The sequence below is a fragment of the Streptococcus hyovaginalis DSM 12219 genome, from assembly GCF_000420785.1.
Classification (GTDB): domain Bacteria; phylum Bacillota; class Bacilli; order Lactobacillales; family Streptococcaceae; genus Streptococcus; species Streptococcus hyovaginalis.
Map to the genome: position 1 here is coordinate 1 of NZ_ATVP01000009.1, position 15,176 is coordinate 15,176.

17 protein-coding genes and 1 pseudogene are annotated in these 15,176 nt (G+C 38.8%); all 18 read left to right on the plus strand.

Annotated elements, in window-relative coordinates:
• Positions 1-266: 266 nt before the first annotated feature.
• The 18 genes and pseudogenes from pcrA (at position 267) to G574_RS0107270 (ending at position 15,083) form a co-directional block, all read left to right on the plus strand.
• Positions 267-2,582 (plus strand): DNA helicase PcrA, encoded by a 2,316-nt coding sequence (pcrA, locus tag G574_RS0107185; RefSeq protein ID WP_029691598.1) that lies wholly within the window; start codon positions 267-269, stop codon positions 2,580-2,582.
• A gap of 567 nt (positions 2,583-3,149) precedes the next feature.
• Complete coding sequence (locus G574_RS0107190) at positions 3,150-3,395, plus strand: GlsB/YeaQ/YmgE family stress response membrane protein (protein ID WP_017769121.1); 246 nt, start codon at positions 3,150-3,152, stop codon at positions 3,393-3,395.
• A gap of 19 nt (positions 3,396-3,414) precedes the next feature.
• Positions 3,415-3,984: an alkaline shock response membrane anchor protein AmaP gene (amaP, locus tag G574_RS0107195; protein WP_029691599.1), complete on the plus strand. Its 570-nt coding sequence runs from the start codon at positions 3,415-3,417 to the stop codon at positions 3,982-3,984.
• Between the two features lie 8 nt (positions 3,985-3,992).
• A complete protein-coding gene (locus tag G574_RS0107200; protein WP_029691600.1) occupies positions 3,993-4,184 on the plus strand; it encodes a DUF2273 domain-containing protein in 192 nt (63 codons plus the stop codon).
• A gap of 44 nt (positions 4,185-4,228) precedes the next feature.
• Entirely contained in the window at positions 4,229-4,765 is a 537-nt protein-coding gene (locus G574_RS0107205) for an Asp23/Gls24 family envelope stress response protein (protein ID WP_029691601.1), read from the plus strand.
• Positions 4,766-4,792: 27 nt separating this feature from the next.
• Positions 4,793-4,984, plus strand: a complete 192-nt coding sequence (locus tag G574_RS0107210; RefSeq protein ID WP_017769125.1) for a CsbD family protein — start codon at positions 4,793-4,795, stop codon at positions 4,982-4,984.
• 25 nt (positions 4,985-5,009) lie between these two features.
• Positions 5,010-5,498 (plus strand): annotated as a pseudogene (locus G574_RS12020) (Asp23/Gls24 family envelope stress response protein); the annotation flags it as partial.
• Positions 5,499-5,921: 423 nt separating this feature from the next.
• Positions 5,922-6,563, plus strand: coding sequence for a GntR family transcriptional regulator (locus tag G574_RS0107220; protein WP_029691603.1), 642 nt, complete (start codon positions 5,922-5,924; stop codon positions 6,561-6,563).
• A 91-nt stretch (positions 6,564-6,654) separates the two neighbouring features.
• The gene (locus G574_RS0107225) at positions 6,655-7,245 is read left to right on the plus strand and encodes a restriction endonuclease subunit S (RefSeq protein ID WP_051130550.1); all 591 of its coding nucleotides are present in this window, start codon (positions 6,655-6,657) and stop codon (positions 7,243-7,245) included.
• 42 nt (positions 7,246-7,287) lie between these two features.
• The gene (locus tag G574_RS0107230; protein WP_029691605.1) at positions 7,288-8,622 is read left to right on the plus strand and encodes a DUF2130 domain-containing protein; all 1,335 of its coding nucleotides are present in this window, start codon (positions 7,288-7,290) and stop codon (positions 8,620-8,622) included.
• 30 nt (positions 8,623-8,652) lie between these two features.
• Positions 8,653-8,880 carry a DUF1858 domain-containing protein gene (locus tag G574_RS0107235; RefSeq protein ID WP_029691606.1) on the plus strand — a complete coding sequence of 76 codons (228 nt, stop codon included), beginning with the start codon at positions 8,653-8,655 and terminating at the stop codon, positions 8,878-8,880.
• 4 nt (positions 8,881-8,884) lie between these two features.
• Positions 8,885-10,228, plus strand: a complete 1,344-nt coding sequence (locus G574_RS0107240) for a DUF438 domain-containing protein (RefSeq protein ID WP_029691607.1) — start codon at positions 8,885-8,887, stop codon at positions 10,226-10,228.
• Positions 10,229-10,396: 168 nt separating this feature from the next.
• Complete coding sequence (gene truB, locus G574_RS0107245; RefSeq protein WP_029691608.1) at positions 10,397-11,281, plus strand: tRNA pseudouridine(55) synthase TruB; 885 nt, start codon at positions 10,397-10,399, stop codon at positions 11,279-11,281.
• Positions 11,278-12,189 (plus strand): bifunctional riboflavin kinase/FAD synthetase, encoded by a 912-nt coding sequence (locus G574_RS0107250; RefSeq protein ID WP_029691609.1) that lies wholly within the window; start codon positions 11,278-11,280, stop codon positions 12,187-12,189. The genes truB and G574_RS0107250 overlap by 4 nt, the downstream gene beginning before the upstream one ends.
• 68 nt (positions 12,190-12,257) lie before the next feature.
• On the plus strand, positions 12,258-12,671 hold the full coding sequence (locus G574_RS0107255; RefSeq protein ID WP_017769134.1) for a Spx/MgsR family RNA polymerase-binding regulatory protein: 414 nt from the start codon (positions 12,258-12,260) through the stop codon (positions 12,669-12,671).
• A complete protein-coding gene (locus G574_RS0107260) occupies positions 12,664-12,945 on the plus strand; it encodes a UPF0223 family protein (RefSeq protein ID WP_029691610.1) in 282 nt (93 codons plus the stop codon). The genes G574_RS0107255 and G574_RS0107260 overlap by 8 nt, the downstream gene beginning before the upstream one ends.
• The gene (locus tag G574_RS0107265) at positions 12,935-13,693 is read left to right on the plus strand and encodes an inositol monophosphatase family protein (RefSeq protein WP_029691611.1); all 759 of its coding nucleotides are present in this window, start codon (positions 12,935-12,937) and stop codon (positions 13,691-13,693) included. Before G574_RS0107260 ends, G574_RS0107265 begins: the two co-directional genes overlap by 11 nt.
• A gap of 58 nt (positions 13,694-13,751) precedes the next feature.
• Positions 13,752-15,083: an RsmF rRNA methyltransferase first C-terminal domain-containing protein gene (locus G574_RS0107270; RefSeq protein ID WP_029691612.1), complete on the plus strand. Its 1,332-nt coding sequence runs from the start codon at positions 13,752-13,754 to the stop codon at positions 15,081-15,083.
• The last annotated feature ends 93 nt before the right edge of the window (positions 15,084-15,176 follow it).

Consider the following 15,176-nt stretch of genomic DNA (forward strand, 5'->3'; position numbering starts at 1 on the left):
TTTTGGTAGGTTTTAACCGCGTGGTAACGTGTTTCTAGAGTATGTGGTAAATAGCGAAGATTTTGTGATATACTAGTCATGAGAAGATTCCTTTTTGATGAGTCGTGGTACTCTTATCATATCAGGGAATCTTCTTTTTGACTTCTAGAAGTCTCACATCTATTGTAACGCTACATTTTAGAGAAAGGGATCTGTCATTAGTGAGTGTAATTCTTTCTCAAACATGATAAAATAGAGTGTGATTTTACAAAAAGAAAGAGGACCTTATGAATCCTTTATTAAATGGTATGAATGATCGTCAGGCTGAAGCGGTGCAGACTACAGAAGGACCGCTTTTAATAATGGCAGGGGCTGGTTCAGGAAAAACTCGTGTATTGACCCACCGCATTGCTTATTTAATTGATGAAAAGTTTGTCAATCCTTGGAATATCCTCGCTATCACCTTTACCAATAAGGCAGCGCGTGAGATGAGAGAGCGTGCTATGGCACTTAATCCAGCCACCCAAGATACTTTGATTGCGACCTTTCACTCCATGTGTGTACGTATCTTACGTCGGGAAGCTGATCATATTGGCTACAACCGTAACTTTACTATCGTAGATCCAGGTGAGCAGCGCACGCTCATGAAGCGTATTCTCAAGAATCTTAATTTAGATCCTAAAAACTGGAATGAAAGAAGCATTTTAGGAACGATTTCAAATGCTAAAAATGATCTCTTAGATGAAAAGGCTTATGAGATGCAGGCTGGCGATATGTACACGCAAATTGTTGCCAAATGTTATAAGGCTTATCAGGAAGAGCTAAGACGTTCTGAAGCCATGGATTTTGATGATTTGATTATGATGACTTTGCGTCTTTTTGATCAACATCCTGATGTGCTTGCCTACTACCAGCAGCGTTACCAGTACATTCATGTGGATGAGTATCAAGATACCAACCATGCCCAGTATCAGCTCGTAAAATTATTAGCTTCACGATTCAAAAACATCTGTGTGGTTGGGGATGCGGACCAATCCATCTACGGATGGCGTGGGGCTGACATGCAGAATATCTTGGACTTTGAAAAAGATTACCCAGAAGCCAAAGTGGTTTTACTTGAAGAAAATTACCGTTCGACCAAGAAAATTCTGCAAGCTGCCAATGAAGTCATTAACAATAACCGTAATCGTCGTCCTAAAAAACTTTGGACACAAAATGCGGATGGGGATCAGCTGGTTTATTATCGCGCCAATAACGAACAAGATGAGGCAGTTTTTGTGGCGTCGACCATCTCTAATATGGCGCGTGAACTGGGCAAAAATTTTAAGGATTTTGCCGTGCTTTATCGCACCAATGCCCAATCGCGTACCATTGAGGAAGCTCTGCTCAAGTCTAACATTCCTTATACCATGGTCGGTGGTACCAAGTTCTACAGTCGTAAGGAAATTCGTGATGTAATTTCTTACTTAAATGTCATTGCTAATACAGCGGATAACATTTCCTATGAGCGTATTGTCAATGAACCTAAGCGTGGTGTTGGTCCTGGAACCTTGGAAAAGATCCGTAGCTTTGCAAATATTCAAAACATGAGTCTCCTTGATGCGTCCGAACAAATCATGCTCTCAGGTGTCAAAGGAAAAGCTGCTCAGGCAGTTTGGGACTTAGCCAATCTTCTCTTAAATCTTCGATCTGACTTGGACAAGTACAGCATCACTGAACTGGTTGAAGCTGTTTTGGAAAAATCTGGATATCTAGAGACTTTGCAAATACAAAACACGCTAGAAAGTCAGGCTCGCATTGAAAATATCGAAGAGTTTCTCTCTGTAACCAAAAACTTTGATGAAACTAACGAAGATGGGCCTGAAGATGAGTCTGGTCTTGACAAACTTGGTCGTTTCTTAAATGACTTGGCCTTGATTGCTGACACAGATGACGGTAATGAAGAAGCTGCTGAAGTAACCTTAATGACCCTTCATGCAGCCAAAGGTTTGGAATTCCCTGTTGTCTTTCTGATCGGCATGGAGGAAGGTGTCTTTCCACTGTCGCGGGCTGCAGAAGATCCAGATGAACTGGAGGAAGAACGTCGTTTGGCTTATGTTGGTATTACCCGTGCGGAAGAAGTCCTCTTTATGACCAATGCCAATACGCGTACCCTCTTTGGTAAGACTTCTTATAATCGTCCTAGTCGTTTCTTGAGAGAGATTTCAGATGAGTTGTTACAATACCAAGGCTTGGCTCGTCCAGCTAACTCATCATTCGGTGTCAAATACACCAAAGAGAGCTCAACACAGTTTGGACAAGGTATGAGTTTGTCACAGGCTCTGCAGGATCGAAAAGTCCAAGCACAGCCACGTTCAACTGGTCAGCCTTTTACTAAAGCTACAGGAGCAAGCGGTCCCGTGCCCTTTGGGCAGGCGGCTAAATCCGAAACAAGTGACACCAACTGGCAAATCGGCGATATTGCCCATCACAAAAAATGGGGCGATGGCACTGTTTTAGAAGTGTCTGGTTCAGGTTCAACCCAAGAATTAAAAATCAAATTCCCAGAAGTGGGGCTCAAAAAACTATTGGCCTCAGTAGCACCTATTACTAAGAAATCATAATATCAGTGATAATGAAGTGAAACAAGTGCATTATCAAGTGCTACATTATTACATTATATAGAAGATAAGTCTGGTAGACTTTATCAATTTAGTTATTTCTGATTTGGAAATCAGCTCCTATAACCGCGTCTTTAGGCCATGTTTTGGGGCTTTTTTTCTTGAATTTTAGCTTGTTTATGAGGGTAGTAGGCTTGATCGATTTGTTTTGATATTTTAGAAAGACAATATATTAGAGGAAAAAATGCCATGTGACAGACAAAAAAGTAATATATCAAAAAAATTTTAAAAATTTCAAGCATATATATTGTATTTCGGATAGAATATTGTATAATAACAATATAAGTTAAATGAGATGTGGTCAGTTTTAGAAATGCTGATTCAGAAGCATAGGAAACGTTTTCTTGGTTTGATCAACAAATCTAAATCGTTATATTACACAATCACTTAATTTATAAAATAGTCACTTTGACCAATTCTCGAGAAAAACTTATTTATTTAATTGTTGTGATACTTCTAATGAAGTATCTGTTGGACTCACATAGAGATGTGAATAGAAAGGTTTATATTATGTCGTTATTATGGTCACTTATCGTTGGAGCACTTATCGGTCTTGTTGCAGGAGCTATCACTAAAAAAGGTGGTTCAATGGGTTGGATCGCTAACATCGCAGCTGGTATCGTTGGTTCTTGGGTTGGTCAATCACTCTTTGGCGCTTGGGGTCCAAGCTTAGCTGGTATGGCACTTGTTCCATCAATTCTTGGTGCTGTGATTGTTGTTATCGTTGTATCATTTGTGCTTGCAAAAACAAAATAATCTATTATAAGGAGACGTTATGGCAAAAGGATTGAAAATTATCTACAGCCTCATCGGGTTAGTGCTCCTCACAATACTTGCTTATGTTATTGTTCTCAATCAACGGGTACTTCGTTTACCAGCCCTAGCTTGGTTACCAGTTAGTTGGCGTCCAAACTTTTGGTTTAGAGAAGCTCTGGCACAGTATTTCTTATGGGTTTCAGTTATCTTATTTGTTGTTGTTCTAGTTGGAATCTTTGTCATTATCTTCTTCCCTCGTCGTTATAGTGAAGTAGAATTGGCAGATAACCAAGGTAAGTTGAAACTGAAAAAATCAGCTGTTGAAGGTTATGTAAAGAGCTTAGTAGAGTCTGAAGGATTGATGAAAAATCCTCGTGTGACAGCTAACCTCTACAAAAAGAAATTCAAAGTTGATGTTAAAGGGCAAGTCGTTCCACGTACTAACGTGATTGCAAACACCGAACAGCTTAAAAAGGATCTGGAAACAGGACTTAAAGCATTCTTTGGTGTGGAACACGATGTTGACTTTGCAGTTAAGGTTAAGGATGTTGTTGAGGAGCGTCAAACACTTAAAGGGCGTGTAGAGTAGGAGTGAGTATGGAATTATTTGAAAAGTATAAATACCCCATCATTGGTGGAGGGTTAGCTTTCTTCTTAGCACTTCTGCTAGTGACATTTGGCTTCTTTAAAACATTGTTGGTGCTTATTCTGGTTGTAGCTGGTACATTTGCGGGCTACTATCTCCAAGAAACAGGCCTAATCGATCGTTTTTTCGAAAATTTTAAATAAGATTACCTTTTAAAATGTGGTAAAAATAGAAAGAGGAATTTATTATGGTAGAAAATCACAAAGTAAATAACAACCCAGTTGATCCAAAGTCTGTACGTGGTCAATTGACCTACGAAGATAAAGTGATTGAGAAAATCGTTGGTCTTGCAGTGGAGCATGTTAATGGTCTTCTTGCTGTCAATGGTGGCTTCTTCTCAAACATCAAGGACAAATTGGTTAACACAAACAATGTCACTGATGGTGTTAATGTTGAAGTTGGTACAAAACAGGTTGCAGTTGATTTGGATGCTGTTGTTGAATACCAGCAACACGTTCCAACAATCTTTGACCAAATTAAAAAAGTTGTCCAAAATGAAATCACTAAGATGACAGATCTTGACGTTGTTGAAGTCAATGTTAACGTTGTTGATATCAAAACTCGTGCACAACATGAAGCTGATTCTGTAAGTCTTCAAGATCGAGTGACAAGTGGTGCACAAGCTACAACTGAATTTGTATCAAACCAATATGATAATGCTAAAGGTGCAGTAAGTAATGGTGTTGACCGTGTTCAAGAAAATCGTGAGCCACGCGTAAAATAACCAAGAGAGATAAGTGGAGGAACTAATATGTCTGAAGAAAAATTCAATGCTAAAGCGGAACAAGTTTCTGGAAGTGTCAAGGAAGGTCTTGGTAAATTAACTGGAGACAAGCGCACAGAATCAGAAGGTAAGACTGAAAAAGCATCTGGCAGTGTCAAAGAAAAACTAGCTGATGCTAAAGACGCTGTTAAAGGCGCTATTGACGGTCTTAAAAAATAATCAAAATTAGAAATAGGTAAGTATTATGTCTGAAATTAAAAGTACAGTAACTTATGATGAAAAAGTAATTCAGAAAATCGTTGGACATGCTCTTGAAAACATTGATGGATTATTAGCTATCAGCGGTGGATTTTTCGCTAACGTGAAAGACAAATTAGTTAACTCTGATGATGTGACAACTGGTGTCAATGTTGAAGTTGGTAAAGAAGAAGTCGCTACTGATCTTGATATCATTGTTGAATATGGCAAAGATATTCCATCAATCGCCGAAGGGATCAAAGCCATCGTTGCTCAAAACGTTGAGGTTATGACACACCTTAAAGTGGTTGAAGTGAATGTTAATGTTGTTGACATCATGTCTCGTGAAGAGTATGAAGCATCATCTGTAACCGTTCAGGACCGTGTGGAAGCTGGCTACGAAAAAGCTAAAGAAGCGACTGCAGCTGGTTATGAGCGTACAAAAGAAGCTGCTCAAACGGCAGGTGAGTATATTTCTGAAAAATCATCTGAAGCAGGTGAGTACATTTCAGAAAAAGCTTCAGATGCTAAAGATTTTACAGCTGAGAAAGCTTCAGATGCCAAAGATTTTACAGCTGAGAAAGCTAAAGATGTTAAAGAATTCACAGCTGAGAAAGCTAAAGATGCTAAAGAATTCACAGCTGAAAAAACAGAAGAAGCAAAACAATATGCTTCTGAGAAAAAAGCTCAAGCTAAAGATGCTATTGATCAGGAAGACAATAGCGAAGTCACTTACACAGCATCTTCAGATGGCGATGTCGTTGTTGCAGATTAATTTTTAGGTTAATTATCTTAGTAATGTGTTGTGGAAGGGTTGGGAAGGATATCCCAGCCCTTTAATGTTAAAATGAAATATTAAAAACATTTCTATTTTCAAGGTGGCTTACCTATGGTAAAATCTCACGCGGAGGTGAAGAATATGCGGAGAGTTAACTCAGAGGTAAGGAGCTCGAAGTACCAACAGGTAGCCGTTGCCGTCGCAAAACGCATTGCAGATGGTGACTATGAGGTGGGAGAAAAGTTAAAATCCCGCTCTACTCTAGCCAGTACTTTTAACGTTTCTCCAGAAACAGCGAGAAAAGGATTAAATATCCTGGCGGATATGCAGATATTAACCCTAAAACATGGAAGTGGTGCCATTGTATTATCTAAGGAAAAGGCGGAAGCCTTTCTTAGTAATTATGAATCAACCCACTCTGCTGCGATGCTAAAAAATAAAATCAGGGAGAATATCCAAAAGCAAGAAGAAAATCTAGCTGATTTAACCGATTTGGTTGATGAATTTTTATTGCAAAGTCAATCCGTTAGCCGTAAATACCCTTTTACACCCTATGAAGTGATTTTAACAGATGATGCGAATCATCTTGAAGAGTCAATACGGGATTTGAATATTTGGCATCAAACAGGAGCAACAATTGTAGGTATCGAACGTGATAATACCTTATTATTATCACCTAGTCCTTATGAAGTTCTCAAATCAGGTGATCATATCTTTTTCGTGGGTGAAGAATTGGCTTATTCTCGTCTGAAAAATCTATTTGACCTACATCCAGGTTTATAGTCTAAAAACCAGATTATGTCTGGTTTTTTGCTTGAAAAAAGAAGGGTTTTGTATTAGAATACAAATACTTAGTAAAGAGATAGGAGAAGCCGTGTCTATATTTGGAAATGAGCCCGAGCCAAATAATACCCGCAAACTAAAAGAATTGACAACTATATTTAAAGGGAGAGCTGTTTCCTCCAAGGCAGAGGGTGACCGTATTGCTGTTATTAATATTGTAGATATTAAGTCTGGCGAGATTGATTATTCAAATTTGAAAACTTATGATGAGGATGCCAGGTCGGTTTCTCGCTATCTTTTGGAAAAGGGAGACTTATTAATTGCCTCAAAGGGAACCCAAATTAAGGTGGCTGTTTTTGATGCGGATATGGGTCCAGTGGTAGCTTCTTCTAACATTACAATCGTCAGGCCGAAAGAAAAAGTACGTGGCTATTACTTGAAATTTTTCTTTGAATCTGATGTTGGGAATCATTATTTAGAAACAACCAATCATGGTAAGGCTGTTATTAATCTTTCGACAAAAGAAATTAAAGAAATCCCGATTCCCATTATTCCATTAGTCAAACAAGATTATGCCATTGGGCGCTATCTTAAAGGGCTTTTAGATTATAATCGAAAAACGATGCGGGCTCATCAGGAGTGGCAACATATTCAAGATGATGTGAGACGCTCCTTGTTTTAAATGATTATTGCCCCATTTCCCATTTACAAAGGATAATGATACATGAACGAAATCAAATGCCCTCATTGTCAGACACTGTTTAGTATTAATGACACTGAGTATCATCAATTATTGGAACAAGTACGAACCAAAGAGTTTGAGCATGATTTGCTTGAACGGTTGTCATCGGAACGAAAATTGCTGGAAGAGCAGTCTAAAAATGAGTTACAACTACAATTGGGGCAGAAAGATGAAGTCATCACGACTCTACAGCATCAATTGGATAGTTTTGAACAGCAAGAAGCATTAAAAGTGCAGACATTACGGTCAGAGCGTGATAAAGACGTTCAAGAGTTACAGCAACAACTCGATAAGTTAGCCTCTGAACACGCTTTATCTTTGGCTCAAACTTTGGCAAGTAAAGAGAGTGAAAACCAAAAATTATCAGCTGAGTTGCAGCAAATTACTTTGCAGAAAGACAAAGAAAAGCAGGAAGCATTAGCGCTTTTACAACAAGAGAAAGATCAGTTAAGAAATCAATTGCTTTTACAAGAGCAAAAACAAGAATTAGACAAACAAGCATTAGTGAGTCAATTTCAAACTGAACTTGCTCAAAAAGATGAGTTGTTGGCCTATTATAAAGATTTTAAAGCCAAACAATCCACCAAAATGATTGGTGAGAGCCTTGAACAACACTGTGAGTATGAGTTTAATCGCTTGCGTATGACCGCTTTTCCTAAAGCGCAGTTTGGAAAAGATAATGATGCCACATCAGGTTCAAAAGGTGACTATATTTATCGTGAATATGATGAGAACGGCATTGAAATCATTTCGATTATGTTTGAGATGAAAAACGAGGCTGATGAGACGTCTACTAAAAAGAAAAACGAGCACTTTTTCAAGGAATTGGATAAAGACCGACAGGAAAAGCGCTGTGAGTATGCGGTTTTAGTATCTTTATTAGAAATGGACAACGAGCTATATAATAATGGTATTGTCGATGTATCATACGCCTATCCTAAAATGTACGTTGTTCGACCACAATTTTTCATTCCTATTATCACCTTGTTACGTAATGCAGCCTTAAATTCATTACAATACAAACAAGAGTTGGCCTTGGTCAAAGAACAGCATATTGACATTACGCATTTTGAAGAAGATTTAAACACCTTTAAAAATGCCTTTGCTAAAAATTACCAGTCAGCAAGTAAGAATTTCAAGAAAGCTATCGATGAAATTGATAAGGCCATTAAGCGTATGGAGGCTGTAAAAGCCGCTCTTACGACAAGTGAAAATCAGTTGCGATTAGCAAACAATAAACTTGATGATGTATCAGTAAAAAAATTGACACGCAAAAATCCCACGATGAGAAGTCAGTTTGAAGCGTTAGATAGTTAAGAAGTATTTAAATACTAAAGGAGAAGGCGATTGGATAATTGTATTGATTTGTCCCAACCCATAGCAGAAGTGTTAGAAGAACACCCTGAATTAAAAGACATTTTGGTAGGGCTCGGATTTAAACCATTAAATAATCCAGCTATGCTTGCAACAGTTGGTAAAGTAACCAGTTTAAAAACGGGATCGCGTCTTGCTAACATTCCTCTAAATGATATTAAGGCCACACTATTTGCTAATGGATATGAGGTGAAGGAGTAAAAAGATGCCAAGTAAGCGTATTGAAATACTAAAAAATATTCTACTGGATTTACACCATGGTAGTTCTCCAGAATCCGTTCAAGAGCGTTTTAATCAGCATTTTTCAGGGGTTTCTGCTTTAGAAATTTCCATGATGGAGCATGAGCTGATGTCATCAGATACAGGGATAACTTTTGAGGATATTATGAGTCTCTGTAATGTCCATGCCAATCTTTTTAAAGGGGCTGTTGCAGACGTGGCAGTAGCTGATGTTGATCAAGAAGGCCATCCCGTCTATGTGTTTAAGCAAGAAAATCTTGCGCTTAGATCTGCCTTGTTGAGGGTGAGACGAATCTTATCCAATCTATCTGATCCTGAAAATATGACAATTTGGGATCAGTTAGTTAAAGGACTGCGCCATCAGACAAAATTGTTAGCCCAGTTTGACCAACATTATACACGCAAAGAAGAATTGTTCTTTCCCATCATGGAGCGCTATGGTCACGATGCGCCTCCAAAAGTGATGTGGGGTGTGGATGATGATATTCGTGATTTGTTTTATGTTTTTCAAACCAAGTTGGACACTTTAGCTAATAAGGCAGATCTCCTTTCTGTGACAACAGCTTTTGAAACTTTTGCCAATGAATTTGAAGAGATGATTTTTAAGGAAGAATCTATTTTACTGATGATTCTGTTAGAGACTTTCACTCAAGATGATTGGTTGGCCATAGCAGATAAAAGTGATCAGTATGGCTATGCTATTATTAAACCGACACAAAAATGGCAACCTGAGCGTCAAAGTTTTGTTGAGGCAGATGCTCCAACGTCTATGATAGGTAAGGGGCAATCAGGACAAGATGAATCGGGACAAATGACAACACTGGAAACAGAAATTGGTACCTTTACGATAAGTTTTGCTCCTAAAAAGAATAAGGAGGTCGGTGACCGACATACCCCGCAGGCATTTGGCAATGGTTACTTATCAGTGGAACAAGCTAATTTGATCTTAAATCATTTACCAATGGAAATTACCTTCGTTAATAAAGATGATATTTTCCAATATTATAATGACTATGTTCCTACAGAAGAGATGATCTTTAAACGAAATCCGAGTCAAATTGGGCGTCACGTAGAACTTTGTCACCCACCTAGAGTTCTTGAAAAAGTTAAGAAGGTCTTAACTCTCTTGAAAACAGGGAAAAAAGACAAGGTCACCATGTGGTTTAAATCTGATAAACGTGATCTATTTGTTCATATCACTTACGCTGCTGTCCGCAATGCGGCTGGTGAATTTGAGGGCGTCCTGGAGTACGTTCAAGAAATTCAGGATTTTCGTGCTATAGATACTGATTTCAATCGCGATGTTTAACAGTCATGCTAAAATAAGACGGGGTCTTAGGCCTGGTCTTATTCTGTTTGTAATGCTTTATTTTAAAATAGCCATATAAGAGACTTGCAGTCCCTTATCATTTCTTGTCTGAGTCAACTTGAGAAAAATACCAAGTGTCAGCATATAGTTTGTGTTATAATGACAGTTATGGTTAATGGAATTATTAATTTGAAAAAAGAAGCTGGCATGACCAGTCATGATGCAGTCTTTAGACTGCGAAAAATTCTCCAGGAAAAGAAGATTGGCCATGGAGGAACTCTGGATCCGGATGTTACGGGAGTTTTGCCTATTGCTGTTGGAAAAGCGACACGCATTATTGAGTATATGACAGATTCCGGAAAGGTGTACGAAGGGCAGATTGTTCTCGGTTTTGCAACAACGACAGAAGATGCCAGTGGTGATATTGTTGCGAAAACACCGGTACCAAATAGTCTCACGGAAAAAGAGATTGATGAAGCCATGTCTCATTTTGAAGGGGATATCACGCAAATCCCTCCCATGTATTCCGCTGTGAAAGTAAAAGGGAAAAAGTTGTATGAGTATGCTCGCCTTGGTGAAAATGTTGAACGCCCAGAACGTCAAGTGACCATTAAATCTTTTTTACGGACGACTCCACTTGTCAGAGAAGGGGACACTGTCTCATTTCATTTTAAAGTAAGCTGTGGTAAGGGAACTTACGTCAGAACACTTGCTGTAGACCTAGGGAAACACTTGGGATTAGCCAGTCATATGTCTCAGCTACAAAGGACAGCCTCTGCGGGATTACAGCTAGAAGAGGCCTACTCTCTAGAAGAGATCAGCAATAAGTGTGAACAGAATGACCTTTCCTTCTTGCTACCAATTGAGGATGGTTTGACCAATTTGGGTTCAGTTGAACTGAGTGCAGATGAAGTCAAAGAAGTTACTTTTGGTCGTTTTATTACCATCAAGGCACAGGAAGAAATCGTAGCAGGTTTTCATCAGGGAAAAGTCGTTGCGATTTTGGAGAAAAGAGGAGAATACTACAAACCTAAGAAAGTACTTATATCATGAAAATAAACTACATTAAGAATCATCAAGACATTGTGGAACCTCAAAAAACGGTCCTTGTGCTGGGGTATTTCGATGCTCTGCATCTTGGACATAAGGCGCTTTTTGATAAAGCCCAGGAAGTGGCTAGAGAGAGTCATTTAGATATTGTCGTATTGACCTTTCTTGAGTCGCCTAAATTAGCTTTTAGCAGATTCACACCCGACCTATTGCAACACCTGACCTACCCTGAAAAACGCTATGCTATGTTTGAAACTTATGGTGTCGATAGACTTTATTTGATGAACTTTACTAGTGATTTTGCAAAAATATCATCTGATGATTTTATTGCAACCTATATCAAATCACTCAATCCTGAAACTATTATTGTTGGCTTTGACTATCATTTCGGTCATAATCGCACAGATGCAGATTACTTATCCAGAAATTTTGAGGGCAATGTGATTACCATCGATGAAGTGACAGACGATGGTCACAAAATTAGCTCAACTCGTATTCGTGATTTAATAGCTTCAGGGAACATTTCCGAAGCAAATCGGTTGTTAGGGTATGATTTTTCGACGCGTGGAATTGTTGTACATGGCGATGCTAGGGGAAGAACGATTGGTTTCCCGACAGCTAATTTAGCTCCCATTGATCGTACACATATCCCATCAGATGGGGTTTATGTCACTGATGTTACTGTTAAGGGACAACGCTATCGCTCAATGACCAGTATCGGTAAAAATGTGACATTTGGTGGCACAGAGTTGCGTTTAGAAGCCCACATCTTTAATTTTGCGGGAGATATCTACGGAGAAACGATTGAAATTTTTTGGCTGGAAAAAATTCGTGAGATGGAAAAATTTAACGGCATTGATGAGCTTGTCGAACAACTTTGTAGGGATCAAGAAATTGCGATTAATTGGTGAAAAGCATAGCCAAGAGCAGTTATTTTTTGTATAATAAAAACAAGTAGATTGATTAAATGGGGCAAAGAATGATTACATTATTTCTATCACCAAGTTGTACGAGTTGTCGTAAAGCCAGAGCGTGGTTGGAGAAGCACGACGTTAACTATGAAGAGCATAACATTATCACTAGTCCTCTTTCTCAGGAAGAATTGATGTCTATTTTATCTTTCACTGAGAATGGTACAGAGGATATTATTTCAACGCGCTCTAAAGTTTTCCAAAAGCTAGATGTTGATGTCGATGATCTCTCTATCTCAGAATTAATTGACTTGATCGCGTCAAATCCAAGTTTATTGCGCCGTCCGATTATCATGGATACTAAGCGTATGCAAATTGGATTTAATGAAGATGAAATTCGTGCTTTCTTACCACGTGACTATCGCAAGCAAGAGTTGCGTCAAGCGACTATTCGTGCGGAAATTGAGGGGAAACATGCCTAAGGATAATTATACCTACCCGTTAGATCTAACCTGGAGTACTGAAGAGATGACTTCAGTACTCCATTTTTTTAATCATGTTGAAAAAGCATACGAAGCAAAGGTTTCTGCCAGTAAATTGTTAGACGCTTATCGTACCTTTAAGCAAGTTGTGCCATCTAAAGGGGAGGAAAAACGTCTTGATAAAGCGTTTGAGCAGGCAAGTGGTTATTCATGTTATTGCGCTATTCAGGCTGCAAAAGCACAACCGGAAGGGTGGGTGAGTTTTGGAAAATAGATACCATTTCGCTCAAAGAGTGATTAGAGAAGCCGGTCAATTTATCAAAAATCGTATGGAAGATGCCTTTGATATTGAAGAAAAAACAGATCAAACTGATCTTGTTACCAGTTTGGATAAAGAATGTCAGACTTTGATGATAAGCCGCATCCAAGAGCAGTATCCAGAAGATCACTTCTTGGCTGAAGAAGATGATGTCGCTCACACCATTTCAGACGGTAATGTTTGGGTTTTAGATCCAATCGATGGTACTGTTAATTTCATTGCGCAACGCGATCATTTTGCAGTTATGATAGCCTATTATGAAGATGGTATTGGCAAGTTTGGTTTGATACTAGACGTCATGCAGGACATTCTCTATCGAGGCGGCGGAGAATTCCCTGTGTTTGCTAATGAGAAAGCTTTGTTACCGTATGAACCGAGACCGCTCAAACGCTCTTTAGTTGGCGTTAATGCGCAGATGTATTTAGAAAACACTGCGCATATTCGCGACCTTACCAACACTGCCTTGGGAGTTCGCATATATGGTGGCGCTGGTATTAGCATGGCCCAGGTTATGAGTGGTAAGCTGTTTGCTTATTTTTCCAATATTGCGCCATGGGATTATGCGGCTGCTATTATTATGGGAGAAGCATTAGGCTATCAGTTGTTAACTGTAAACGGGGAAAAACCAGATTTTACAACACGTCAAAAAGTCATGTTTATTCCCAAATTAGAAACAGGAATGATTCAAGAAAAGGTTCATTAATAGCTGTGACAAGCTACTTTAGGTGAGCCTCTTGGTCGATTTTGATATAATAGAAACTATGGAATTACCGAGTCAATTTATAAAAAAGTATCAGGCTTTATTGGGGGATGAGTTCAAAACATTCATTGAAACATTTGATGACTCTCCTGTGCCTGCCTTTCGTGTGAACCCTTTGAAACAAGGAAAGCAAAGTTTTTCAGATCCGATTCCTAATACTCTGTGGGGATACTATGGTAAGATCTCTGGAAAATCGATAGAACATGCTACAGGGCTAGTCTATTCACAAGAACCTGCAGCACAGATGGTTGGGCAAATTGCTCAACCAAAAGAAGGTATGAAGGTCTTAGACTTAGCTGCTGCACCAGGTGGTAAAACAACACACTTGTTAAGTTACTTAAACAATACGGGACTACTGGTCAGTAATGAAATCAATACTAAACGGAGTAAAATCCTAGTTGAGAATGTCGAACGTTTTGGAGCGAGAAATGTCCTTGTAACCAACGAGTCTGCTGAAAGGCTAGCGTCAACCTTTAAAGATTATTTTGATATGATTGTTTTTGATGGTCCCTGTTCAGGCGAGGGAATGTTTCGGAAAGATCCAGATGCTGTGAAATATTGGCATCAGGATTATCCTAAAGAACTGTCACAACTTCAAAAGTCAATATTAGCAGATGCAGTTACGATGTTAGCTCCTGGAGGAGAATTGATTTACTCCACATGTACATGGTCTCCTGAAGAAAATGAAGATGTTGTTAATTGGTTAGTCACAAGTTTTGATTATCTCGAATTGGTGCCTATAGATGCTGTGAATGGTATGACTCCGTCACCTTTGTTACTAGGAACCGTCCGCATGTATCCTCATCACTTTACAGGCGAAGGACAATTTGTTGCCAAATTGAAGGATACAAGAACTTCCTCGTCTTTATCGAAAAGCCAAGGAAGACGGAAACAGAAGCAGAAACAAGTACGTCTGACAGATGAGCAACAAAGCCTGTGGTCTTCTTTTAAAAATGAAGTCTTACAGAGTGATTTAGGGACTAACTTACAAACTTTTGGCGATAATCTGTATGACTTGCCAGACGGGTTACCGGATTTATCGCAGCTCAAGATTGCCCGAAATGGCTTGCATTTAGGGACCTTTAAAAAGAAACGATTTGAGCCATCTTTTGCTTTAGGTTTAGCCCTTTCACCAGAAGAAGTCAGCCAGAAAATTGAAATTGGCATAGAACAGTTTAAGGACTATGTAGCTGGAAATCCTTTGACTTTAGAAAAAGCCTATGCAAATGGTTGGTATCAAGTGGTTGTGAATGGGAATGGACTGGGATTTGCGAAAGTTGTAGGCTCTCAATTGAAAAATTACTACCCTAAAGGGTTGAGATACAAAACCTAACTGTTATTGAATACAAATTAAAAATAAAATTTAGAAAGTTAAACAAGTTCTTGTTATAATGTTTTGGTGAGTGCCTTTGTGTGCAAGATTAGC